This is a genomic window from Croceimicrobium sp., assembly GCF_965228705.1.
In the GTDB taxonomy this organism is placed as follows: domain Bacteria; phylum Bacteroidota; class Bacteroidia; order Flavobacteriales; family Schleiferiaceae; genus Croceimicrobium.
On record NZ_OZ245832.1, the window covers coordinates 115469 to 140776 of the forward strand.

General features: G+C 44.2%; 13 protein-coding genes. 6 read left to right on the plus strand and 7 right to left on the minus strand.

Going from position 1 to position 25308, the window contains the following annotated elements; genetic code table 11:
• Positions 1-13 precede the first annotated feature (13 nt).
• From ACO05P_RS00440 to ACO05P_RS00450, 3 genes are all read right to left on the minus strand, one after another.
• A complete protein-coding gene (locus ACO05P_RS00440; RefSeq protein WP_421752816.1) occupies positions 14-3460 on the minus strand; it encodes a DPP IV N-terminal domain-containing protein in 3447 nt (1148 codons plus the stop codon).
• A 66-nt stretch (positions 3461-3526) separates the two neighbouring features.
• A complete protein-coding gene (locus ACO05P_RS00445; RefSeq protein WP_421752817.1) occupies positions 3527-4429 on the minus strand; it encodes an aminotransferase class IV in 903 nt (300 codons plus the stop codon).
• Positions 4407-5132, minus strand: coding sequence for a hypothetical protein (locus tag ACO05P_RS00450; protein ID WP_421752818.1), 726 nt, complete (start codon positions 5130-5132; stop codon positions 4407-4409). Before ACO05P_RS00450 ends, ACO05P_RS00445 begins: the two co-directional genes overlap by 23 nt.
• Positions 5133-5182: 50 nt before the next feature.
• Here ACO05P_RS00450 and ACO05P_RS00455 point away from each other — a divergent pair, with 50 nt between their 5' ends.
• The gene (locus ACO05P_RS00455) at positions 5183-5482 is read left to right on the plus strand and encodes an antibiotic biosynthesis monooxygenase (protein WP_421752819.1); all 300 of its coding nucleotides are present in this window, start codon (positions 5183-5185) and stop codon (positions 5480-5482) included.
• Here the strand turns inward: ACO05P_RS00455 and ACO05P_RS00460 are convergent.
• Both ACO05P_RS00460 and ACO05P_RS00465 read right to left on the minus strand, forming a co-directional pair.
• Complete coding sequence (locus tag ACO05P_RS00460; protein WP_421752820.1) at positions 5479-6066, minus strand: YdeI/OmpD-associated family protein; 588 nt, start codon at positions 6064-6066, stop codon at positions 5479-5481. The two genes, ACO05P_RS00455 and ACO05P_RS00460, sit on opposite strands and share 4 nt — an antisense overlap.
• Positions 6067-6070: 4 nt before the next feature.
• The gene (locus tag ACO05P_RS00465) at positions 6071-6571 is read right to left on the minus strand and encodes a hypothetical protein (RefSeq protein WP_421752821.1); all 501 of its coding nucleotides are present in this window, start codon (positions 6569-6571) and stop codon (positions 6071-6073) included.
• Between the two features lie 99 nt (positions 6572-6670).
• Here ACO05P_RS00465 and ACO05P_RS00470 point away from each other — a divergent pair, with 99 nt between their 5' ends.
• From ACO05P_RS00470 to ACO05P_RS00480, 3 genes are all read left to right on the plus strand, one after another.
• Positions 6671-8542: a tetratricopeptide repeat protein gene (locus ACO05P_RS00470; RefSeq protein ID WP_421752822.1), complete on the plus strand. Its 1872-nt coding sequence runs from the start codon at positions 6671-6673 to the stop codon at positions 8540-8542.
• A gap of 155 nt (positions 8543-8697) precedes the next feature.
• Entirely contained in the window at positions 8698-18522 is a 9825-nt protein-coding gene (locus ACO05P_RS00475; RefSeq protein WP_421752823.1) for an HYR domain-containing protein, read from the plus strand.
• A 19-nt stretch (positions 18523-18541) separates the two neighbouring features.
• Positions 18542-19735 (plus strand): OmpA family protein, encoded by a 1194-nt coding sequence (locus ACO05P_RS00480; protein ID WP_421752824.1) that lies wholly within the window; start codon positions 18542-18544, stop codon positions 19733-19735.
• Positions 19736-19788: 53 nt separating this feature from the next.
• Here the strand turns inward: ACO05P_RS00480 and ACO05P_RS00485 are convergent, their stop codons facing one another.
• Positions 19789-20358 (minus strand): pentapeptide repeat-containing protein, encoded by a 570-nt coding sequence (locus tag ACO05P_RS00485; protein WP_421752825.1) that lies wholly within the window; start codon positions 20356-20358, stop codon positions 19789-19791.
• Between the two features lie 100 nt (positions 20359-20458).
• Between ACO05P_RS00485 and ACO05P_RS00490 the strand changes: the two genes are divergently transcribed.
• Both ACO05P_RS00490 and ACO05P_RS00495 read left to right on the plus strand, forming a co-directional pair.
• The gene (locus ACO05P_RS00490; RefSeq protein ID WP_421752826.1) at positions 20459-22531 is read left to right on the plus strand and encodes a S41 family peptidase; all 2073 of its coding nucleotides are present in this window, start codon (positions 20459-20461) and stop codon (positions 22529-22531) included.
• Complete coding sequence (locus tag ACO05P_RS00495) at positions 22528-23553, plus strand: LIC11966 family surface protein (protein WP_421752827.1); 1026 nt, start codon at positions 22528-22530, stop codon at positions 23551-23553. The genes ACO05P_RS00490 and ACO05P_RS00495 overlap by 4 nt, the downstream gene beginning before the upstream one ends.
• Positions 23554-23755: 202 nt before the next feature.
• Here ACO05P_RS00495 and ACO05P_RS00500 read toward each other — a convergent pair whose 3' ends face one another.
• Entirely contained in the window at positions 23756-25291 is a 1536-nt protein-coding gene (locus tag ACO05P_RS00500; RefSeq protein ID WP_421752828.1) for a hypothetical protein, read from the minus strand.
• Positions 25292-25308: the final 17 nt, after the last annotated feature.

Sequence of the window (25308 nt, forward strand, 5' to 3'; positions counted from 1 at the left end):
CTTGAGCATAGGCTTATTGGGCTTTTAAAGCTTCGGTAGGGGATGGGCTTTGCCATAAAAACTCAGGAGCGGCTTTTTCTTCCGGGGCCACTTGATTGAGATTGTTGGCATCGTAAACCCGACCATTTCTCACCACCCATATAAGACTATTGGTTGCCCGAATGTTCTCCAGCGGGTTCTCATTCAATATTAGAATATCAGCCAATTTCCCCGCTTCCAGGCTACCCAAATCTTTGTCTAGTCCAAGAGATTCGGCCCCAATAATGGTCGCTACTCTTAAGATATCCAAATTCGGGATTCCGCCACTGGCCATGGCCCAAAGTTCCCAATGGTAGCCCAAGCCTTGTAACTGTCCGTGGGAGCCAACCCCAGCCATTCCATCCGCTGCTACCAAATCGCGAATAAATTCAGCGTGGCGCTTAAAAATATGTTCTTCTTCCATAAACCAGCCCGCTTTTACGCGACGACTTTTAGAGGCCAATTCCTCATAAGGAGTAAAGAATTGCATTTTAGGATCATGGTACACTTCTTCGGTGGCATAGAAATAGTTTTCAGCAAAAGGTCCGCCATAAGCTACCAATAGGGTAGGAGTTACAGTGGTTTTAGATTGGGCAACAAATTGCACCACATCTTCCTGTAAAGGATAAATAGGCAAAGCATGCTCATGGCCGGGATAGCCGTCCATAATTTGAGTCATATTCAGTTTATAGTCCAAGCCTCCTTCGGTAGTAGGTTTTAAGCCTAATTCTTTACAGGCCATTATAATCCATTGACGCTGCTGGCGATTACCAGTGAGATACATCTTGATGGTCTTGGTTTGATAATAGTCTGAATATTGCTTTAAAACCTTGCGGGCATGCTCCAGCGATTGAATTTTATAGGACCAGAATCCAACTCCGGGACCAGTACTGTAAATACGCGGCCCCAGCATCATCCCCGCTTCTACCATATCCGAATAGGTGAGCACATCGGTAGTGGCAGTTTGAGGGTCGCGGGTAGTAGTTACACCATAGGCCAGGTTGGCAGCATAGATCCAAATTTGGTTTTTATGGATACCCCAATTGGGCCACATATGAGCATGGGTATCCACAAATCCGGGAGTAATGGTTTTTCCGCTGCAGTCGAGCACCTTGGCCACATCGGGTACATTTAAAGTGCCGGTAGGGCCCACTGCTTCAATGCGATTATTGTGGATGAGCAAATCTCCATTTTCAATGACCTCTTGACCGTTCATGGTAATGATGCGGGCATTTTGCAAGAGAGTATAAGCTTGGGGAATATCCTTTTTATAGGAAAGCGGAATGCGAATTTCCTTCGCTTCATAAACGGGCTTTTCTTTATCCTTTTCCTTCTCCTTGCTTTTGGATTTGTCTACTGGGCTTTTAGCCTCAGTGCTATCATTTTTCTCAGCGGCTTTTTCCGCTTTCTTGGCTTCTTTTTCTGCTTCTTTGGCCGCTTTTAGGCTGTCGGCAAAAGCTTCTGCTTCTGCAATATTGTAAATAAAATGAGCCGGTCCTAAGGACCAGTGGATATCTTTTCCATCGGCAGACCAGGCAGGGAACTCGCCGCCCATAGTAGTGAGCTTACTGGCCGGAAAGGCCGCAGATTCTGGAGAGGCAACGGAAATTTCGGCTTTCTGTCCGTAACGAGGTAAATGCACTAAATACAGATCATTATTGATTTGTGCCAGTACGGAATTACCATCGGGAGAAATAAACATTTCGGAAGGAGTAGAAGGCTTCGATTTTTCGCGCCAGGCATCGTAAGCTTGTGGTAATAAGGAGGCTGTATGGTCTTCCTCAAAACCATGGTCATGAAAGTCTTTCAGGTTGGAGCCATAAGTAGTAATTCCACTTAGTTTTAAATGCTCCTTCTCGTCACTGCCATCCCATCGGATGGAGATTAAACCCTTGGAATTATAATTCAGGTAAATACGCTCTCCCTTATTAGCGAAATGAGGATTGCTGCGACCTTTAGTGGGGGCAATAGTATGTTCTTGCTTGGATTTTAAATCGAGGTAAGCAAGCTGTGCCTGGCCATCGGAAACAAATGGACTGTAGGCATCGCGGTAAGATTGGGCGCTTTGGCGGATATAAACCAATCTGGAGCCATCCGGATTATAGCAAAGACTGTGGTAGAGGCCACTGGATTTACTGATTTTTTGGTGGGACTTACGGCTAATTTGATATTCATATATCGCACCCTCTTGGCCTTCCCAGGCGCAATAGGCAATCTTTCTTCCATCGGGCGACCAAGTGGGCATGGCCTCTGTAAAGGCATGATTGCTCAAGGCCTGAGTTTTGCCACTTTCAAAATTGTAGAGGTATAAGCGATTAAGAGCGGTAAAGGCTAACCATTTGCCATCCGGAGAAGGGGCACCATCACGAATTTGGGTGATAGCCTGCTCGGGATCATCACTAATAGGGAATTTAAAATCCAGTCTTGGGCCCAAATCCAGATTGATCTCAATCTCCATAGGGATTTCGCTTTGCGCTTTGTTGGCGATTTCAATACGGTGAATTTTCCCCAGGTAACTGCAATAGAGGTAGCGACTGTCGGGGCTAAAGGCCATACCTGGCAATACTCCTAGGGTGGCGATAGATTCTTGCTCATCACGTTGTACAGGATAGGCCAACCATTCTTCATCACCGGTTTCAAGATTGCGTAGAACCAGACCGGTCTCGGTTTCATAGCGACTGCCATACACCAGGTACTTACCATCCGGAGAAAGGGTAGGGGTAAAACCCGATCCATAGCGAGCAGTAATGCTTTCTAATTCACCTTCTTCCATATCATAGCGCCGTACCTGATACTGCGGTAATCCGGCATTATAGTTCCAGGCACTGCTGCGGGAAGAAAAATAGATATAGCGCCCATCCGGACTAAAATAAGGGTCGCTGCACTTTAAGCTTTCGGGCTTTTTTATCAATTGAGCACCACCACCTTTTTCCGTGTGGTAGAGGTGTAGCTTTAAGTTTCTACGCCCTTTGGCAGCCACCAGATATTGCCCATCCGGACTCCAGCTTGCTGAAAAATAGTTCTGGTTTTTATCCTCCGTAATCTGGCGTTCTTTCTTAGTGCTGAGGTCCATTACCCACAGGTTTTGGGAGCCGCTTTTATCAGATATATAGGTCAAGCTTTTTCCATCGGGCGAAAAGCGGGGATGCACTTCATAGGCCATTCCCTGAGTTAGGGCTTCGGCTTTGCCGCCTTCAATAGGCATGAGATAGAGGTCGCCCATGGCATCAAAAACGATTTGCTTGCCATCCGGGCTTATATCCAATGATAACCAGGTTATGCCTGGATTTTTCAATTGAATTTGACGCTCTGGTTCCAGGGGTAGTTCCTTAGTGGCTTTTTTGCTAGAGTCCTTGGCTTCAGCAGATTGGTCTTGGGCCGACACGGAATGGCTGAAAACAGAGAGAACAGCCAATAGATAAAAAGATTTAAAAGATCGCATGCTTGGTATTTTGGCGGCCTGAATTTATTTAAAATCCATGGATATTCGTTTGAGGAATAGATGGTCTCAGGGAATAGGCACGGCCAATTCATCAATTTTTTGCAGATAGTATTCTTGTAATTGCTGGCAGAATGGACCCTTTTCTGCATTACCGATTTGACGACCATCTACATTTTTCACCCAACTTAGGGCGCCCATAGTGCCAGTGGTAAACATCTCATCGGCGGTATACATTTCCGTCATACTCAGATTTTTCTCCCGAGCTTTTAGGCCTAATTCGGCCGCTATTTCCAGCACTCTTTGGCGGGTTAATCCCGGTAAGCAAGCATCGGCAAATGGAGTTAATAACTCCCCTTTACGCACCAGAAAGATATTGGTAGCATTGGTCTCGGCGATAAAGCCATTTTGATCGAGCATTACGGCATCATCGGCCCCAGCATGATTGGCTTCGATTTTGGCTAAAATATTATTGATCAAATTGTTGTGGTGAATCTTGGAGTCGAGGCTGTAGGGTGCATTGCGGCGTACCGAGCTGGTGATGAGATGGAGTCCATCCTCACCGTAAACCAAGCCCTTGTATTCCGGTAGGACAATGAGGGTACAACCATAAATATTCAATTGGGGATTCATACCGGAGGTGCTTTTTAAGCCACGACTCAGAGTGAGGCGAATGTGCACCCCATCGTTCATATTATTTGCTTTTAGGGTACCGAAAATGGCATTGCGAATTTCAGATCGACTGGGAATATTCTCAAATTGAAGGACATGGGCCGAGTCGAGTAGGCGATCCAAATGTTCTTCCAATTGATAGATCTTCGAATTATAAACGCGTAGCCCTTCCCAAACGGCGTCACCTCCTTGCACAACAGAGTCGAGCACCGAGACCTTTGCTTCGCGACGCGGCACCAGACCATTTACATAAACCAGGGTATTTTCATTACGCGGGTCAGGGAGATTGAATTTGCTCATGAGCGGCTTTTTTTAAAAGTTCATAATAGTAAATACATGCTTGGTAAAGCTCTTCGTCTGCTGCTGATAGGGCCGGTATTTCTACTTTTTCCTGCGCTTCGAAGCCGGTACTTTGATGTACGCGTTGGTACCAGAATTGGGCCCAAAGTCCATCTTCCTTGAGTGCACCGGCTGGCCATTGCAGCATGGATTGAGAAAAGGGAATTTGCAAGTGTTCACAAAGCTTTTGAAGCTCGCGTTCAGGATTTTGCGCTAGGGCATCCGAATCGAGCAGATAATAGCTTTTACCGGCTTTCTGCAATTCTTGAAGCCATTGCCATTGCTCGCGATAAGCTAGGTCAAATAGGCTGATTTCGGCCATGTTTTTTCGATAGCTGGCAATTACTGCTGCCGGATGCCGAAAGAGCAAAATGGACTTCCAGTTGAGGGCGGCATGATTGGGAACCAAGTCTATATGATTAGCCATATTCTTCAAGAATAAAGGGCCTTTTTGGGCTTTCGCCTGAAGCGACTCTAATACTTTTAGGGGCTCCAGTTCTATGTTTTGCAGCACGAGCTCCCGGGAGGGGCGGTACACTGAATAACGCTTTAAAAAGGCTCCGAAGAAGGGTTCATCCAATACCTGAAAATCACCTCGATGGGCAAAGAAATACATCAAGGCGGTAGATAAATTTCGTGGTCCAGACCAAAGGGCGACAATCATAGCGGATGGTAAAAGCCATTAAATGTCTTAATTTCCCGGCAAATCCTGCTATGTATTGTTTAGTCTATCGCTTCGAAATTGAACCGAATTCTGAAGCCCAATTTTTAGAAGCCTGGGAGGCCTTAACCCTACTTTTTCGCGAGCATTGCGGAGGCTTGGGTTCTCGTATTCATCGGGATGCTCGGGATCATTTTTTCGCTTATGCCCAATGGACCGATCAAGAAACCAGAGAAAGAGCCTCGGAGCTATTACCATCTTCGGCCCAAGCCTGGAGGGAACAAATGGCGGAATCTTGTACTAAAATTGAAACGGTTTTTGAGGGAGAGCTTGAGATAGACTTGTTGGTTTAACCGCGCACATTGATATTTTGTGCAGCTCCTTCTACAATTTGGTTAATACGCTTAGCGCGCGTTTCCGCTTTTTTAGCTCGTAGAATCCAATCCAAGAGTAGACGTTTACCCGAATCTGAAAAGGCCTGGTAATTTTCCCAGGCTCGGCCACTTTGTTTTAGGGCATCTTCCAGATCAAGGGGAACCTCGAGATTCTCCACACTTTCAAGTGCTAACCAGGTTCCTGTTGCTTTGGCGATTTTTACCAACTTCCGACCGGCCTCACGCATTTTTCCCGCAGCTTCCAGTTTTTCAATGCGAATACGATTGCTTTTACTCCAAAAGCTTTGTGGATTACGCGGAGCGAAATACTGGTAGTAGCTGTGCGCATCTCTACTGTTTTTACGCCCATCTATCCAGCCATAACACAAAGCTTCTTCTACCGATTGGGCGTAGCTTAAGGTAAGCTGAGGATGAGACTGCTTATGCAGGATGAGCCAGAGCCCTTTGCTTAGATCCGCACTTTCGGATAACCATAGCCTCCAGTCTTCAGCAGATTGCGGCTCAAAGCAAGGCTTTTCTTGAAAGTACTCGGTAATGCGCATGGCTTTAATGGGCTTTATAGAGGGAGTCTAGATCGATTTTCAACATTTTGGGCTTTTCCAGCTTAAAGCTGCCCGGACTAAGAATTACTTCCGGTGCTTTTCTGCGCAATTCATGAAATTGGGAGGTATCACCTTGCCATACCATACTGTATAGCCATTGGTCATCGCGAGGATCCTGAATTTGATTCCGATTAAAAAAGGAGAGCTCTAAACTGAGGTCATTGCCGCTTAGTACCGGATGATGAATAACAATTCCAATTTGACTAATCGGACATTGAAACTTTGATGAGGAAATTTTAATGCTATCAATTATTTGATCGTCTTGAGGAATTTCTGGGCTGCCCATTTCATCCAATACATAACAAACTAAAGAATCACGATTTGATCCTTCAGAAAGCAGACCATAGGGCTGTGCTTGGGCCCGATTAAAGGTTGAAATTCCAATAAAGAATATTAATAGTGCCAAAAAGGGCTTGTGTATAGGCTTAAACTCTGTGTTAATCACGCTATTAGGAGCTATTTTTAAATTTATTTAGTCTTTATAAAACTATTTAGTAATTATGTGCTTGCCTGATTTTTATATTTAAACAATCAAAACAGGGGGATGAGTTTATTGACTTTCAAGGTTTCAGATTTCGTAAACCGGGGGGAGGAAGTTAAAAAAAGTGGCAGGCATTTCACTGCATTTTTGTGGGCTTTGCTTTTATTGGTTTCGCAATTCCAATTAAAGGCTCAAGAGTTTCCGGCTACTTTTAGGGGGACTTTTAAAGCGATGCCGGATTCGGCTCTCAATACCGATCGACTCATTCGTCTGGAGTCTCACATCTTTAGTATTGCTCAAAAGGATGCGGATAGTTTAGAAAATTGGTTCTTGCCTAATTATCAGGATTACATTGATAGTCTGGATCCTAAATTGCAGGCCGAGGCTTTAGAGTCTATGCTAATTATCTGCTATCAGCAAATTGGCAATTTGGACATGGCCGAGGCTTTTCTGGAAAAACGGATACAGATTCTGGAAGAAATCGGTCAGGAAGAAATGCTGGCCGTAGCCCTTTCCCAATTAATGTTTTTGCAGGCCGATCAGGAAGAAAAAGAAAAAGCCATTGAGACCAGTATTCGTTTAAGAGAAATGATTCGCTTAAATGGAGCTATGTTGCCGGATAGAAAATCCTTTCTCTACCGGCAATTATGTGGTTTTTATCATAAAGTGCGTGAGACTCAGTTGGGTATCGAAATATGTAATATCGGAGTAGAATATGCTGAAGAAGCCGAGGATGATCGAAACCTGGCCGGAATTTATGAGTCCCTCGCTCTTTTACATGAAAATAGAGGAAGTGCGGTAGACAGTATTATCGATTATCGCAAAATGGCGATTCGCAAAGCTGAGGCGGCTGGTGATAGCTTTATTCTACGAACCCTCTATCGCAATATGGCCCGCACTTATGCCAAGTTAGACCGGAGGGTAGAGGCCCGTGATTATTATGAAAAGACCTTCAAAATTTATGAGAATTATCCCTATTTATTTGGGATGATCACCGATCTGACCTCCTATGGGAATTTCTTATTGGATGTTCAGGATGTAAGTGGGGCGGAGGACTTGTATCAAAATTTACGGTCTTTATATCCGGGATATGCTCATCATGAAGAAAGTGTAAAGCATCTCGCCAATTTCGGGATGAAGATTATGGTTACTCGAGCGGATGTGGATTCCTTTAACTACTATAAGGCGGTCTATGATTCGCTTTGGATAGATGCCCTGGAAAAAGATAAGTTAGGTGTTCGTGAAGAGCTTTTAGTGGAATATGAAACCAAGGAGAAGGAAGCGCAAAACAAAATTTTGGAAGCTCGAAATCGTGGTACCATGATCGCTTTAATTGCGGTGGGGCTGGTAGCAATCCTCCTTATTTTCCTGGTTAATACCATTGTGAAAAGACGCAAAGCTGAAAGGGTTTTACATGAGCAGAAAGAGGCTTTAATGGCTTCGGATTTGGAACGCACGGCTTTAGAGAAGGAACAAAGCGAGCAAAGGAATAATCAGCTTAAAGCCGAATTGCAAGAAAGAGTAAAACAGATTACCGAGCATCAGATGCTCAATGCTGAACTCAAACAATTGTTGAACGACCTTAACAATAATTTGGAGCAACCGGAAAATCGGAAATTAACACGCCAAATGAAAAATTTAGTAGGCCGTAAAGCAACGGAAGCTGCCTTGGAAGAAATCGCTCAAAAGATCAATGACTTTTATCCCGGTTTGCAAGATCAATTGGAAGATAAATTAGGTGAGAAAAAGGAAGCGGAAGTATATACCACTATGCTCTATTTAATGGATTACCGCACCGAAGATATTGCCAAACTTTTACAGAAAACCGAAAAGGCCGTTCGCAATATCCGCTACCGGGTTCGCAAGAAATTAGACATGGCCGAGGAGCTGGATTTCCAGGATGGAGTGAAGGAAATCCTACATTTAGTCTCTTAAGTAAGAGTTTCTTTAATTGCCTGTTATTTAATGCCTTGTGATATTTGAGGCCCTTTTGAGGTCTCTCTTGAGGCCTATTTGAGGCCTAAAATTTAAGAGTGGGAGCAGGAGTCCCGATTAGTTTTATAACCGCTAATTAAACTCCCCCCCCCTCTATGAATCTACGCTTACTCTACCGATTGTTTTTGAGTTTGCTATTTGCCATTTGGGCAAGTGCAGCATTTGGACAATTAAAGTCAGGATTAAATGGAACTCCTCATGTTCTTTTTAATGGATCTCTTGAAATTGGTGATACCTTGTTTTATGCTTCCAGGCTGGCCAGCTTTCAAGCATCAAATTCCAATTTTCAATGGTACCATTCCAGTGATGATACTGGTACCGTAAAAACAGCTATCGCTGGTGCTATTGATAGTTTTTATGTCTTGAAGCCTTCAGATTTCGGGAAGTACTTCTTTTTAGGCTTAAGTCCACAATCCGGTCCTTTTTCGGGCCAGGAAATTCGATCAGAGATCTACGGACCGGTGCGCGACCCCAAAGTATTTGCGGCTGGAACCGGAATTACGGGTCCTCGTGTATATCAAGTTATAAATACCGATTTATCAAGTGCCCCTTGGCCCTTCAAATTAAATACGGGCTCTTTGGGATTGCTCTTTCCCGGTTTGGTTTCTCGATTCGGGAATAACCAAAATGTAATTTTAAGTGGCTATTTAATTCCTAATTCAGGCGAAACTTTCAATTTCGAAAGAGATGGTGAGGGCTTCAACTATGATTTTGATTATCGCTATACCCTCTATGTTTTAGATACTAATGGTTTTTACCAAAGAGGAGTAACCGCAGAAGGCGTAATTAAGCTGCAAGGTGATAATGAATATCAAGGAACCGCAACAGAGGGAAAGCTGACTTCACTGCGCTTTTTAAATATGAAAATCTTGGAAAGCCATATTGGAGCAATCAGTACTTCTTCCATCATTTTTAAATTGAATCTTACCGCACAGGGCTTTATTGCAGCGTCCAATGTGGTACTTGACGATATATTTTATCAAACCCCAATTGCAAACCGAGATACCAGCAATTCTTACAATGTTTTTGAACTGAATTCAATAGAAGGAGTTCAGTTTATGGATTTTTTCCAGGATGGTCATTTTAAGTTAATCTCCGATATCAATGCTTCCAAAACTCGCAATTGGAATCAGGGTAAAGGTTTCGAACCCATTGAGTACGTCTTGTACAATAGTCGGCAAGCCCTGTTTTTAGATGGCCAGAACTATTTTATCGATAGTCTGTATATCAACCGACCTAATGAAGATCGAGTGGGGCTATTTGGTGCTTTACCAGCGGGTTCTCAGATCAATAATTTAGGCCTATTCAATATTGTTATTACCGGGAATAATGCTGTTGGCGCTCTGGATGGAAGTCATGAGAGCAGCGATATTATTGAAGTTTTTGCGCAGGGAAAACTAATTGGTAATCAAAAGGTAGGCGGTCTGATTGGAGAAGATATTTCGGCAGGCGGCAAGCTCGAAAAGGTATATACCGATGTGAATATTCAATCTCAAAGCGCCGCCGGTCAGGTTATCGGTGAAAAGCAGTCCAACTCGGCTTTAGAATTTAATCAGGTTTATGGTATTGCTGGTGGTAACAATGTTCAGGGCTTAATAGGGAACAATTTTGCTCTTACGGCGGTAGATGCCTATTTCAACCAGGATAGTACTGCCAATGGAACGCTTGGGAATGCCAGAACAACAGCTCAACTTCAAGATCGTAACACCTTTGTAAACTGGGACTTTCAGTCGGATTGGTTCACGGGAAATATCAATCATGGAATGCCGGTTTTAAGGAGCCTATATAGTCATCGGAAACCCGTAATTGGAATAGCCGTTAACCAATACCCTGAAGCTTGTCAAGCTAATAGCAAGGGTAGCTTAAGTGCTGATATTTTAGGTGGGATTGCTCCCTATCAAATCCTTTGGTCAACCGGAGATACCAGCACATCAATCACGAATGTGGATACGGGAAGCTATTCCATTCGAGTAATTGATGCGAAAAATGATACGGCCACTTTTAGTATTCATTTGGAGCAGAAGGATACTCAAGCTCCGGTAATAGATAGTTTGCCCTTGCAAATTCAATACCTCGATGCTAATGCTAATGCTAGTTTGAATACTTCTGATATCCAATCACGTATCAGCGATGCATGTGGCCTGGATTCAGTTTCCATCAATGGTAATACCAGTTTTAGCTGTGCAGATATTGGAAAAAGACCCCTGCCTTCCAGTGTTTACTTTAATGGGTCTAATAGTCTTATAATACCGGCAAATGCAGCCCTCGATTTAGGACAGGCCACTTATTCGATGTGGATAAAGCCTGATAATTATAGTTTCAATGCAGGTTTCCTGGCCATGCGCAGCGGTGTAGCACGCTTTAGTTTCCATATGAACCCTGGCAATAATACCATCGGTCTTTGGAATGGATTTAATTATTGGGCCCTCGAAGTGGGGGGTGGAATTAAGCCTGGCGAGTGGCATCATATTGTAATTCTTATCGATTCAACCGCTAGCGGCCCCGCGCTTTATGTTAATGGAGAGTTCAATGGCAATTTTGGTATTAACCCAACTTTTACAGCAGATCTTAATGATTTAAGCATTGGCTCTTCGAATGCGGGGCATGAATTTTTCCGTGGCGAAATTGGCAATGTGCAAATTTGGGATAGCCTCTTTAGCATTGACCAAATAGAAGCGTATCAATACAATCTGGATACCAATGCCCGGGCTTTACTTGCACATTATCCTTTATATAAGGAGCAAAACTTGCTTCAGGCATTTGATTACAGTGGAAATGGATTTCACGGGACTTTTAATTCCATTATTGGTCAGGATAAGTTCTTAGATGACACTTACTTGATTACAGTCTATGCCGCCGATGCAGCGGGAAATAGTGCTACTTCGAATCTAAGACTTTGGATACGTGATACCATTGCACCTAGTATTCAAAGCTGTCCATCTGATATTTCAGTAATGGCAGATAGCAATTCTTGTGGAGCCATTGTAAATTATAGTCTGCCTCAAGCTTCTGATAATTGCGGAATAGCCACTACAGAATTGATTTCTGGATATGCCAGTGGTAGTTTATTCCCTGAAGGTTCAAGCCTGGTTTCCTATGTTTTTACCGATAGTACTGGAAATGCGGATACTTGCAGTTTTACAGTTCAAGTTGCCGATACTTCCGCTATCCAATTTCTTTCTTGCTCTCGAGATCTGGTATTTGATGACTACAGTCATACCTGTGATTTCGCATACAATTTTACCGTACCAAGGTTTGATACTGCTTGCGTAACTAAAAGAGATCTGCAGATTAGTCAAAGTAGTTTAACAACTGTCTTTCCTTTTAATGCCGCCAATAATATCGGACCTGAACCTACAGGTATCGTTCGCTTTTTTGATCTGGATCAAGAGGGCCTTCAAAACAATTACCATTTAAAGGGAATCACCTTTGGAATAGGGAATGTACCGGATGGCAGTAAATATGAAGTGCGCATCTATCGCTTCAATGAAATTACCCATGGAGATAGTGTGTTTGATTTTCTTTCCAATGAGAATCGCATCGATTTAAATCGTTATCATCAAAGCATTGAAGCGGTAAATCATTATACGCAAAATCAAAGCTTTGGACTGCTTACGGTTCCGGTAGATCTGCAATTAATCCCAAGTGATAAAATAATCGTGGAGATTTTGGGCCCTGGAGTGGCAGGCGCTTTTGCCGGTAATGCCGAATTGCATCTTCAAACAGTGCCGGGTTATTGGTGCCGAAATGATGGGTATGCCAGTATCAGTCCGGCTAATCGCCTAGGAATTGTTCCCATTATAGCCTTGGAAGGGGAAGAGTATGTAAACCTTAAAACGGTGCAATATTCGGGACCTGAATCAGGGGACTATTTCCCCTTTGGTCAATCTGAAATTGGCTATTATATCCAGGATGGTAGCGGCAATCGTGATAGCTGCACTTATACCATCACCCTCAATGACTCGTCTGCGGCCACCGATTTTGATATTTCAAGGGAGATAGCCAGCAGCGATTCAACTTGTGGTGCGCATTACGATTGGGGCCAAATTGAGAATTACTTTACCGAGTGTAATCTGGATACGGTTATTCAATTAAGTGGATTGCCCCTGGATACCATTTACCCATTAGGCACTACGGTTAATAGCTTCCTTATCTATGATACCTATGGTAATGTTTCCGATACCTCTTATTTACGACTTACCGTTAGAGACTTAACAATTCCGAACCCTTCCTTGCTGTCTGATGTGCAGGTTTATCTCGATTCCAATGGTATTGGGTCAATAGATTCCTGGAGCCTCGATAGTGGTTCAACGGATAATTGTGGTATGATCGATAGTATTGTCCTTACCGACAATGTTTTTACCTGTCGTGATATAGGATCCTATTTCTCAGAAGGAGCCACAGCTTCTTATCTCAGTTTTGATGGGATAAATGACAGTGTTACCATTGATCTGGATGGAGTGATAGATCAACTCGACACCTTCTCCATTCAATATTACCACCGTCAGGATATCTTAAATAGACCTTATCCCCAACTTATTGGCGGGGTGTTTAGTTTACGCAGTGGTAGTGAGGAGATTTTGGGTTATAGCTTCTCCAGTTTTATTAATGTGCTGAGCTCAGGTTCCACGGTAAGAGGTCTTGCCTTCGTCAATAATTACATGCCGATAAATGTTTGGCATAAGTTCACCATTAGCTATGAAAAGCCTTTTGTAAAGGTTTACCTCGATGATAATTTGATTATCAATTCCAATTACATTATCGACTCTTCTAAAGTTTCAAACCTAAACCTGGTATTAGGTAAAGCGGGGACAAACCACGCCAGCTTTAACCCAATGAGTAATGTAGATCTGGATGATTTTATCCTATACGATAGCCCGGCGGTAGGGCCAATCAGCCCTGACCCCAGCCATATTCTTGCCTCCTACCGTTTTAATCAAGGTGCAGGAGACTCCTTATTGTTTGATCAAGGTCCGGATGCCTACCACGGGCAACTACACAACTTCGATCTGGATTCAGCCTGGCATAATGTGAGTGATACCTTATTGGTTTATGTTCAGGATGAAGCAGGAAATCGCGCTCCGGTAAATTTGCCTATTCAGATTGTTGATACCATTGCTCCAAGTATCCAAGTCCTTAACGCTAGCTATTATTTAGATAGCAGTGCTCAATTTATCGTCGATTATAATTCGATAATTTCCAGTGTTTGGGAAGCTTGTGAACTGGATACGGTATTCTGGAATGCGGATACTTTAACTTGTGCTAATCTCGGCTTAAACGAGATTCAGATCACGGCGAGCGATATTTATGGAAACAGTCGTACCAGCATCGCCCAATTAACTTTACTGGATAGCATTGCACCAGCCGTTTATGCCAAGAGCATAGACCTTTATTTGGATGCAAGCGGTCAAGCTTCGGTTTCCGCCTCGGAAGTGGATTCCAATTCCTATGATCCTAATTGTAGCCTGGATACTTTATATCTGAGCCAAACGGAATTTACGTGCTCTGATCTAGGCACTCCTACGGTATACCTTATCGGGATGGATAATTCGGGCAATAAAGACAGTAGCCTGGTGACCATTTCGGTTTTGGATACGGTGAAGCCGGATGTACGGACACGAGATATTCAGATTTATCTGGATGCCAATGGACAAGCTTCTATAGTACCCGCTGATATTGATTCTGGTAGCACTAAGATTTGTGCTAACCTCAATCTGGATATTTCCCAAAATAACTTTAGTTGCGTGGATTTAGGATTTAAGACCGTTTGGCTTATCGCTGATGATGGTCTTGGAAATCGCGATAGTGCCAGTGCTCAAGTGGAAATCCTGGATAGCCTTGCCCCTCAATTACAAGCGCTGAATCAGATCCTCTACCTGGATAATTCGGGGCAGGCCAATCTGACTGTAAACGAAGTGAATGATGCCAGTACCGATAACTGCGCCATTCAGCAGCTAAGCCTATCTAAAACCCAGTTCAATTGTGATGATTTGGGTATTCAGGACTATTACCTCATTGGCAGTGATGCCTCTGGTAATATAGATAGCTTGGCCTTTAGCGTGGAAGTGCGTGATACCATTAAGCCGATTGCCGACGCTCGCAATCGATTAGTATATCTGGGAGCAGATGGAATGGTAAACCTCGATCCTCAATCTGTGGACCGTGCTTCTGTTTCCAATTGTAATGTAAGCTACGCGCTCAGTCAATCGACTTTTACTTGTGCTGATGAAGGACTAAACTTAGAGACCTTCTATATCACAGACCTGGCCGGAAACCAAGATTCTGCCACCTTCCTGGTAGAAGTGCGTGATACTATTAGTCCGGTGGTTATTCCACGCAATATCACCGTTCAATTGGGAGCAACGGGTCAGGTTAGTGTGGCCGCCTCTCAGGTAGATAGCGCCAGTTATGATAACTGTTCCAATCAATTGTTCTACTCCATTAGCAAGAGTAGTTTCAATTGTAATAATCTGGGCCTAAATACGGTAAGCCTAACCGCTACCGATGGACAGGGTAATAGCACTAGCGCCCAAGCTCAGGTTTTGGTGGAAGACAATATCTTACCTCTAGTGCGCTCCCGTAATCTGAGCCTTTATTTAGATGCCAATGGAATGGCTAGCATCACTACCAGCATGGTCGATAATGGCAGCACTGATAATTGCAGTATCGATTCAATGGCTCTTTCTAAGAGTAATTTTGATTGCTCAGATCTTGGCCAAAACACCATTAGTTTCCAGGCTTTCGATCAAAGTGGAAATTCCAATAGCACCAATGCCATCATTACAGTTATAGATACTGTGGCTCCGGTATTGAATACCCAATCCATAAATGTGTATCTCGATGCCCATGGTCAGGCTAGTATTTCGGCCAATGATTTGGATAATGGCACTAGCGATAACTGCGCCATCCAAACTTTACAGATCAGTCAAACTAGTTTTGATTGTGGCGATTTAGGTCAGCTAGCGATTCAGTTTACTGCTAGTGACGCATCCGGCAACAGCCGTAGCCAAATGCTTAATGTAACGGTACTGGATACCCTGTCGCCTCAGGTTGTTGGAGGAACTATGACCTTAAACCTCGATGCCAATGGTCAGGCAAGTATTAGCGCTGGCGATATCAATTCAAGTAGTTCCGATAATTGCGGAATCAGCCAGTGGAGCTTGAGCCAAAGCCATTTCGATTGTACAGATCTTGGTACCAATACCATTAGTTTAATGGGGACAGATGCATCTGGCAATAGCCATTCCGCGAATTGGACTATTCAAATTGTAGACAATTCTGCCCCAACGGTATTAGCTCAAAACCAAATACTTTATTTAGACGCTTATGGTAGTGCTAGCTTAAGTGTTGCACAGGTAGATGCAGGCTCCTCTGACAATTGTGCCATTCAAAATTTAAGCTTAAGTCAAAGTAGTTTTACTTGCAGCGATATTGGTACTAATACTTTAAGCCTTACGGCGGATGACGCCAGTGGTAATGTTTCCAGCACCAGCTTTGTAGCTACCGTTCTGGATACCATGGCGCCGGTTTTGAGTACGCAATCGATTAATGTGTACCTCGATGCTAATGGTCAGGCTACGATTTTAGCCAGTGATCTAGACAATGGAACCACTGATAATTGTGGAATCCAAGATTTACAAATCAGCCAGAGTAGCTTCGATTGCAGCGATTTGGGAAGTCAGACTCTTACGTTCACGGCAGTAGATGTAAATGGCAATCAGCGTAGTACATTGCTAGGACTTACAGTATTGGATACGGTTTCGCCTACTGTGCCCGGTGGAAACTTCACCCTCAATCTTGATGTCAATGGAACCGCGAGTTTAGCGCCGGCTGACCTTAATGGAAATGCCAGCGATAATTGCGGAGTAACATCCTGGAGCCTTAGTCAGACTAGTTTCTCTTGTGCGGATGTAGGTTCTAATTCAGTGAGTCTCACTGCTATTGACGCATCCGGCAACAGCCAGACTACTAACTATACTATTTTGATTCAGGATGTTTTAGCTCCGGTATTAAACCTTCAGAATATCACCGTTTACCTCAATGCCAATGGTATGCGAGCGGTGGCGGCTAGCGAAGTAGATAATGGCAGCAGCGATAATTGTGCGATTGCCACGCGGATTCTGGATATTGATACCTTCGACTGTGCCGATTTAGGCCAAAACCTGGTGACTTTTACCGCTACAGATGTGAATGGCAATGCCACTTCGCAAAATGTGATAATTACGGTTAAGGATAGCATCAGTCCCAGCATCGTAAACCTACCGGCTAATATCACGGCCTATACCGATGCCAATCAATGTGGAACCATAGTACAATGGCCTGCTATTTTGGGTAGCGATAATTGTGGTAGTACCACGGTAAGCACTTCGCAAACCAATGGTGGCCTATTTGCTAAAGGCCTAACTACAGTGAATGTTCTGGTACAGGATGCTAATGGCAATAGCCAAAGTGGCAGCTTTAGTATTAATGTTTTAGATACCATTGCTCCGGTAATAAGCAATGTACCTCAGGTATATACGGTATTCCCTAATGCCGGTTCTTGTGATGCCGGTGTAAACTGGAATCCTCCCGTAGCGACGGATAACTGCGGTACGGCAAATCTCACCAGCAATTATGCACCGGGTGCCACCTTGCCCGTGGGTACCACCACTATTGTTTATACTGCAAGCGATGCCGATGGTAACAGTCGTAGTGTAAGCTTTGATGTTACCGTTACGGATGCAATCGCTCCCCAGTTTAGCAATGTACCGGCCGATATTGTACAAGCGAATGATGCGGGTCAATGTGGTGCCAATGTAAATTGGACCGCTCCTAATGCTACGGATAACTGTACGGTAAGCACCTTTAGCAGTAGTCATAATTCGGGCGATTTCTTCGCTATTGGAACTACTACCGTTACGTATACCGCTAGCGATGCGGCGGGTAATCAAACTAGCATAAGCTTCGATATCACTGTAGAGGATCAGGAGAAACCTATGGTGAGTTCAGTGCCTGCAAACGATACAGTGGGCCAATGTGGTGCCGCTTATGTATACAGCTTACCGGTAGCGACCGATAATTGTAGCACGGTAAATGTGCAGCAAATTGCTGGCTTGCCTTCTGGAAACGTATTCCCCATCGGGGTAACCCAAAACAGCTTCCGCATTAGTGATGCCGCCGGAAATGATACGGTGGTTGGCTTTACCGTAGTGGTGATTCCTCAAGGTCAGGCGAATTTGCCCGATTTATTGGAGATCTGTGCTAATGCTCCGGCGGTGGATATTACCGAAGGACAAGCCAGTATTAATTGGTCGGGTCCGGGGATTATCAATAGCGGAACCACCTTCGATCCGGCTCGCGCAGGAACGGGTAGAAAAACCCTCACTTACACCTTTGTAGATGACTATGGTTGTTCGGTAAGTGGTTCGATTATCGTAACCGTATTACCGGTTCCGAGTACTCCGCAAATTGTGCAGGTGGCTTCGAATACCTTGTCTACCACGCAGACATATTCCACTTATCAGTGGTATCGAGATGGAGTGGCGATTCCGGGGGCAGTCAATCAGAATTACTCCTACACCCAGAGCGGGCATTATCAAGTGATTGTAGGAAATATTTCCGGTTGTGAGGTATTTGGGACAGGCTACGCCATTGGACCGATTAATGGGGGCATTGGTGTAGAGGAGTTCCATTGGTCGGATATGCAAGTGTATCCCAATCCGAATGATGGATTATTCACCATCGATTTTGCCGGCCTCACTAAAGAGAAAATGAAGGTTCAAGTGCTTTCTACCGATGGGAAATTGGTTTATGAAAGTCAACAGAAGCTAAATGCTGAAAGCCAGATCCGCATTGATCTGCGGGGCTTACCGGCAGCAGTTTACTATCTCCGTGTCTCCAATGGCGCGACCCGAGAAACACGCAAGTTGATCATTTACTAATCCCACAAAGCATTTGACCATGAAAACCATAAAATTCATCAGCCTAAGCCTGCTCAGCTTAAGCTTACAAAGCACTGTAGCACAATCCACAAATGAGGCTTCGCGCTGGAGCCTGGGAGCTCGTATTAATCACCTGTATGATATCGGCGCTTATCGATTCGATACCGAATTGTCCAGAGATATGCGCGGGCTCAATGGCTCCTTTACCACCTTCGATATTGGCTATGGCTTGTATGCCGAGCGCATGTTTAATCCTCTCTTTGGTTTGCAATTGGGTTATCAGGGGGGGAGCATGACCGGCGCCAATCAAGTGGAGTACTATGAGAATAGTTTTAATGAAGCGCAATTAAACCTGATCCTGATGCTGAGCAATTTCAGCTCAATTTTCGCTCAATCACCTTGGAATGTGTACGGAAAATTCGGATTGGCCAATGGTCAGTTCGAGTCGACCCAGTACTTGCAGAGTGACCAGGTGGAGGACAATAGCTCCGCAGATAATTATTGGAAATACCAGGGGGGACTGGGTTTGCAATATGAGCTAAACCGAGCCTGGCGATTGGAGCTCGACTTTAGCTTAAATAGCGTGTTGAACGATGGTTTCGACGGCTATAACAGTGCTTCGGGTTCGGATGTCTATTGGGCCACTGCTTTGGGCGTGGCTTATAGCTTCGGATCTAAGGCACAAAAGGCAGAGTTTCAAAAGCCCATTTTTAGTGCTTTGGCTTGTGATGGCCCTCCTCAAACTGCTGCAATTGTTGCCAATGACAGTTTGAAATGGGTAGAGCAAGCGGCGCAAATGGCGGCTCTGCAAACTGAGCTCGAGCGTACTCAGGCCGAATTGGAAAGCCTGAAACAAGCTCAAGCTCAGCCTAAACCCAGTAGCACAAAGCCAGAGACAGAATCCTTGTCCGTTTTCTTTGGCTTTGATCAATCGTATCTCAGTAGCACGGCCAAGAAGGCGCTCTTCGAGCAAGTGCGGGATCTGAGGAATATAGAGGGGACAAGGTTTGTTTTAACTGCTTATGCTGACGCCACAGGCCCCGAATCCTACAACGTTAGCTTAAAGCAGGCGCGTGCCCATGCGGTACGTGACTTCCTTCTGTCTTTGGGCTTTAGCGCTGCTCAAATTCAGATTGGACTTGCTGAAAATCAATCTCCCGAAGAATTGGGTAATTCATTTCTAAACCGGCGAGTAGATGTAGAGTGGGAGTAAGTCCTGGAATTAATTTCAGACCTTGTTCAAAGGGCTCCTTCGGGGGCCCTTTTTTATTTTTCGATTTTAAGTCGATGCTCAATGAGTAATCCTGGTAATTGATCCAGATTAAATTGAGCGCCTTTAATGCGGTTTTCCTGGGGATCGATTTGGAGATTGCTGCTGCCCCTAAAATCGCAGGCCATTAGATTACTGTTTTCGAAATGGGCATTGCGCAAATCACAATCCCGTAAAATGGAGTTTTGCATTTGGGCCGAGCTGAAGTCTACTTCCCATAATTGGCAATGATCAAAGGAGCAACGGCTGAGGTCCAGTCCGAAAAAATTAGAGCTGTCGAGGCGGCAATTTTGCATTTTAAAGCTCAGGCCAAAGCTGCTCAGTTCATCAAAGCGAATACCTAATAATTTGCAGTTTTCGAACCAGGCATCTTGCAAGCGACTTTCTTTCCAGCGGAGATTGCTGAGGTCGCAATCGATAAACTCACATTCACTAAAGTTAAAGTCACTGAGGTGTAATTCTTGAAACTGGCAATTGATAAAGCGGCAAGCTTCGTATTCGCCCTTCGCCAAGCTTTCTTGCTTGAAATCAATGTTTTCATACTCTTCTTCGCAGTGGTAGCTCATGGTATTGCTTTGGCGTAAAATTAGAAAAGCGAGAGGCTTATCCTTAATTCTTTAGGTATGCATTTTAAGCTTTTATAAATTGCGGAGCCAAAAACCAAACATGCCTTCGCTCATCTTCAATTTTAATTATGCCAAAGGATGGTTACTGCCTTGCATACTTTGGCCAGTCCTGATTCTTAGTAGCTTAAATACCTTGGGACAGGTGGATTCCCTGGAACTTAAAGTTCGCTCCATCTTAAATATGGCGCGGGATTTCCATTTTCTGCCTCCTCATAATGATTCAGTTTTTTCGCAGCGGCTTTATGATGAATTAATGCAATCCCTAGATCAGGATGGGCAATTTTTTACGCAGAAGGACCTCAAACAAGTGCTGCCTTATCAGGCTATAGCCGCTCGCAATGCCCAAGCGCGACAATCGCTGGTACAAACTTTAAGTGAGGTATATCGATTGAGGTTACAGGCCTTGGAATCTCTTTTAGAAGCGGAAAGCCAAAAGCCTTTGGATTTTTCGATTCGGGAACAATACCGTATTGAAACTGATGGCATTTTGGAAGAAACAGAATGGAAAGAGCATTGGCGGAAATACTATAAAATGCGGGTGCTCTGGGCTCTTTACAATCATCAGGATACGGCTGCTCAAAGCTTTAATCCTGATCCCGAAACTAAATTACATTGGCAAAAGTATATCGGCGAAAGCATGGTTTGCCGCTTGCGGAATGATTTGGATCATTATGAGGCTTTGGAGCGCTATATACAAGAACAGTATTTAAAGGCTTTAGCTAAGGCCTTGGACCCGCATAGCGCCTATTTTTCCAGTTCCGCCCGACAGGGTTTTCAAAACTCCCTTTCTCAGAATGAACTGTCTTATGGTATTGAGCTCTTTCGCAATGCAGATGGAGAGATTGAAGTGGCCTATGTTGTACCAGGGAGTCCGGCCTGGCAAAGCGGCAAGGTGAACGAAGGGGATATCATTCTGGGGCTGAGTTCCGAAGCTAGCGATGAAGATGCCTTGGCTTGTTTAGGAACGGCCGAAGTGCGGGCCTTAATTGAGTCGGCAGATGAGGATGAAACCAAATTCCAATTGCGAAAGCAAAGTGGGGAGAAGCTGGAAGTGGAACTCACTAAAGACTATATCGCGGTAGAGGAAAACCATGTGGAGTCTTTTGTGCTAGAAGGGGAGCGTAAAATTGGCTATATCTATTTGCCTTCATTTTATGTGGGGGATGAATTTGCAGAATCGGTGCAAGGTTGTGCTGTGGATGTAAGCAATGCCTTGATTCGCTTGAAGCGACAAGGAGTGGAAGCTTTAATCATGGACTTGCGTGACAATGGCGGCGGGGCGATGTACGAGGCCCTGCGATTAGCCGGCATTTTTGTGGATTATGGGGCACTATCCATTTATTCGGATGGGGAGGAACATCAAACCTTAAAGGATATGGACCGGGGGGTGATTTATGATCAGCCTTTAGTGATTCTACAAAATGCTTTTAGCGCATCGGCCTCCGAGCTTTTTGCGGCGGCTTTGCAAGATCGAAATCGCGCTATCATTGTGGGGCAGCCCAGTTATGGGAAATCTACGGTGCAGGAAATTGTGCCCTTATTTCAATACCATGAAAATTCAGATACCACTGTGATTCCCGGTTCATTTATCAAGCTTAGCACGGCAGCTTTTTATCGGGTAACAGGGGCTAGCCATCAGGCCCAGGGTGTACAGCCGGATATAGAATTGCCCAGTTTGTATAATTACGATGCCTATCGGGAAATGGCCTATCCCAATTATATTAGAGTCGATTCAATTAAGAAGAAAACCTATTATTTTCCGGAAGCCGCATTACCACTGGACGAATTGCGTGAGAGCAGTGCCAGGCGAATTCAGGCCGATAGCCTTTGGCAATGGGACAGTAGCGAAGAGCTGGACGAGGCAGGAAATCAAATTCCCCTCGACTTAAAGGGATTTTCTGCCTATATGGAAGAAGATGAAAATTGGGAGGAAACAAGTGAGCAAAATTGGGAACCGGCCTATGAAGTGCATTCCTTGAAATATTTACTCAATTACCGCTTGGCGAAAGAGGAAGAGGGCCTGAGCATTAAAGCCACTATTGCGGAGGATTTATACATCCGCGAAAGCTTTTTCATACTTAATGACTATTTAAAAATCAAATCGAAACAATGAAGCAAACATTAGCCATCTGTTTATTGCTATTAGGCGGTATAAGTCTGCAGGCCCAATCAGCTGGGGAAGCGGCAGCTTATATGGCAGAAATTGGGGAGAGTATTGAAGAAATGAAGGGGGAGACCTGGAGTTATTTAAAAGCGGCTACCCGTGGGCGTAGTGCCAAAACTTTGGAGCGTAAACGTCAGTCTATTATTGAGGAGCTTAAGAATGTAAAATCTGAGGTGCGCAAGATCGGTGCATTTAAGGGAGACCGCAGCTACCAGCAAGAAGTGATTAATTATCTGGATATGACCGATATCGTGCTTCGTGAAGACTACGCGAAGATTATGGATATGGAGGACATTGCGGAGCGTTCCTATGACGGGATGGAAGCCTATCTTTTAGCTAAGGATATTGCCAGTGAAAAGATGGATAGCGCCTTTAAGATCTACCAATCTGCCCAGGAGGCTTTTGCCGATAAATACGGAGTGAACCTGGTGGAAGGAGAGAAGAGTCGGAAGGACGAGAAAATCGCTAAGGCCAACAAGGCTCTGAAGTATTACAATCGTATTTTCTTGGAGGTTTTCCGCGCTCAGGTGCAGGAAGGCTATGTGATTGAAGCCTTGAATAATGCGGATCTCGTGAGTTTGGAGCAAAATGTCAATGCCTTGAAAAGTGCCGTGGCTCAAGCCCAGGCCAATTTGGATACCTTCTCAACTTATGGAGGGGATAAGAAATTACTCTATTCGGCCCAGCGCTTATTGAAGTACTATGAAAGTTCATGTGCAAATCATCTGCCTAAGATGGTCGATTTTTATGTGAAGAAGGACAATTTTGATCGCTTGCAAAAGAAAATGGAAGCCACTAAAAAACGGGATTTAACCGAAGAAGATGTGAATGCTTTCAATGCAGCAGTGGAAGATTACAATAAAATGGTGCCGGAATTTAATGCGGTGAATCAACGCAATAATGAAGGACGAGAGAATGCCATTAAGGCTTGGGAAGAGGGTGTTGAGGACTTTTTTGATCAGCATGCCTAAGCTATCGCGAGGCTAATTGTCGGCTTTGAGAAACCATAGACAAAGTTTATGCATTATGCCGTACTTTTATGGTCTGTTAGGTTTCACCGAAACAGAAATTTGAAACTCGTATAGTTCAAATTTTCACTTGCTTTTTGGGGTAATAGAAGGCAAGATTTAAATCCCGAGTTCTTTATGGATTCGGGATTTTTTGTTTCAGGATTTAGGAATTCATTTCCTCCAAAATCGCCTTAATCCCCTCTAAGCTCACTTCTTCAAATTGCAGTTCGCCCAATTTCTCACCAATGATATAGTCCTGGGTGGCGATATAGCTCTTTCCGTTTACATACTTAGTCGCAATAATGTTTACGGGCTCTCCTTTGGGTATGTCCTTATAGAAGAAATTACCTCTTCGGTAGGTGTTGGGAGGTAAAATGGAATTTCGATTCTTAAAGACCATTTTCACATCTACGTGATTGGCCGGTCTAAGAGGGATGTTTAAGGTGGTAAGTTTAGAAGCATCCCAATTGGAAAAAGCATCAATATTGATCCACCCTAATTGCGCATTGTTGAAGATGTAATAGTTTAAGTCTGATGCATCGATGCTGCCATTAGCAATCTTCGCTTCCGTTTCCTTGCGTTCCTCATTGCGTAGGTAAACGTAAAGTTCTTTATAGGTCTCGATTGGGGTCTCTCCCTCGCGATTGGAGTTAATGGCCAGCATGAGTTCTTCTACATTATCGACTTTGTATTTTTTCATGAAGTTCTCAAATGCTCCACATGAAATGTCCTCAGCTCCTGTCCTTCTTGAGCTTCTGATTCGTCCCGGTTGCTGGTTAAAGCCTAAAGAGCCCCACATCCGGCACCAGAAATTACAAGGCAGTGGATTTCGACCTAGCGAACAACACCAAAGAAAATCATTCATGCTTGTACTTTGCAGGGTGCTGCCATTGGTACGAGTCCAATTGATATTAGCCAAACTATCATGCTGGTTGCCATTGAATATTTGAGCATTTGGCAAGCTTTTTTCGCTAGGAATGTAAAAGGTCAGTTCTTTTCGTTTACGCAATTTTAATTTGCGCTGGCCTTGAAGGGCCTCCACTTTAAACATGCCTCCGCTTTCCAGCATGCGCCCATTGGAGCTGGTGCTGAGATTATTTAAAAGCATGTCACTTTTCGTGATAACTTCGGTAAATTCTATGCGTACCTTTTCTTTGGGACTTACATTACTAAAGGCCTTGGCCGGAATGTGAATGATACTGCCGCCTTTGCCTTTTAAGATGGTGTCTTTAAAGGGATTGATGTCAAAAACTTGTGGGGGAGGACAAAGCTGTTGGAGTAATTCGGCTATGTCGGGTCCAAAATCGGGTTCCGGGGCTAATTGAATAATGAGGTCCACCCTGCGTTGGGAGTTTTCATAGAGGCTATCTGGCTGACCTTCATCTGCGAAATTCTGATGGTTAATTAAGCTATCCGCAAATTGTTTTTGAATTTCATTTTGCAAGCTGAGGATTCGGCCCTGGCCCAAGGCTTCATTATGGGCTTTCGACCCTGGTCCATCGCAATAAGCATTGACTTGAAAGCCCAAAATCCGCTCACTCGGTAATGTGTCGAGCAGCTGTTGTAAGCTTTTGATTTGCTCGGCTTGGAGTTCCGTTTCATTGACTTCGAAGTAAAAGCTTTTGCGGATTTCAGGGTTTTGGGCAAGGGCCGAGAGGCCTACACAGAGAAAGAGGCAGAGGTAGAAATAGGCTCGCATACAGGGTTCTTTAGAAA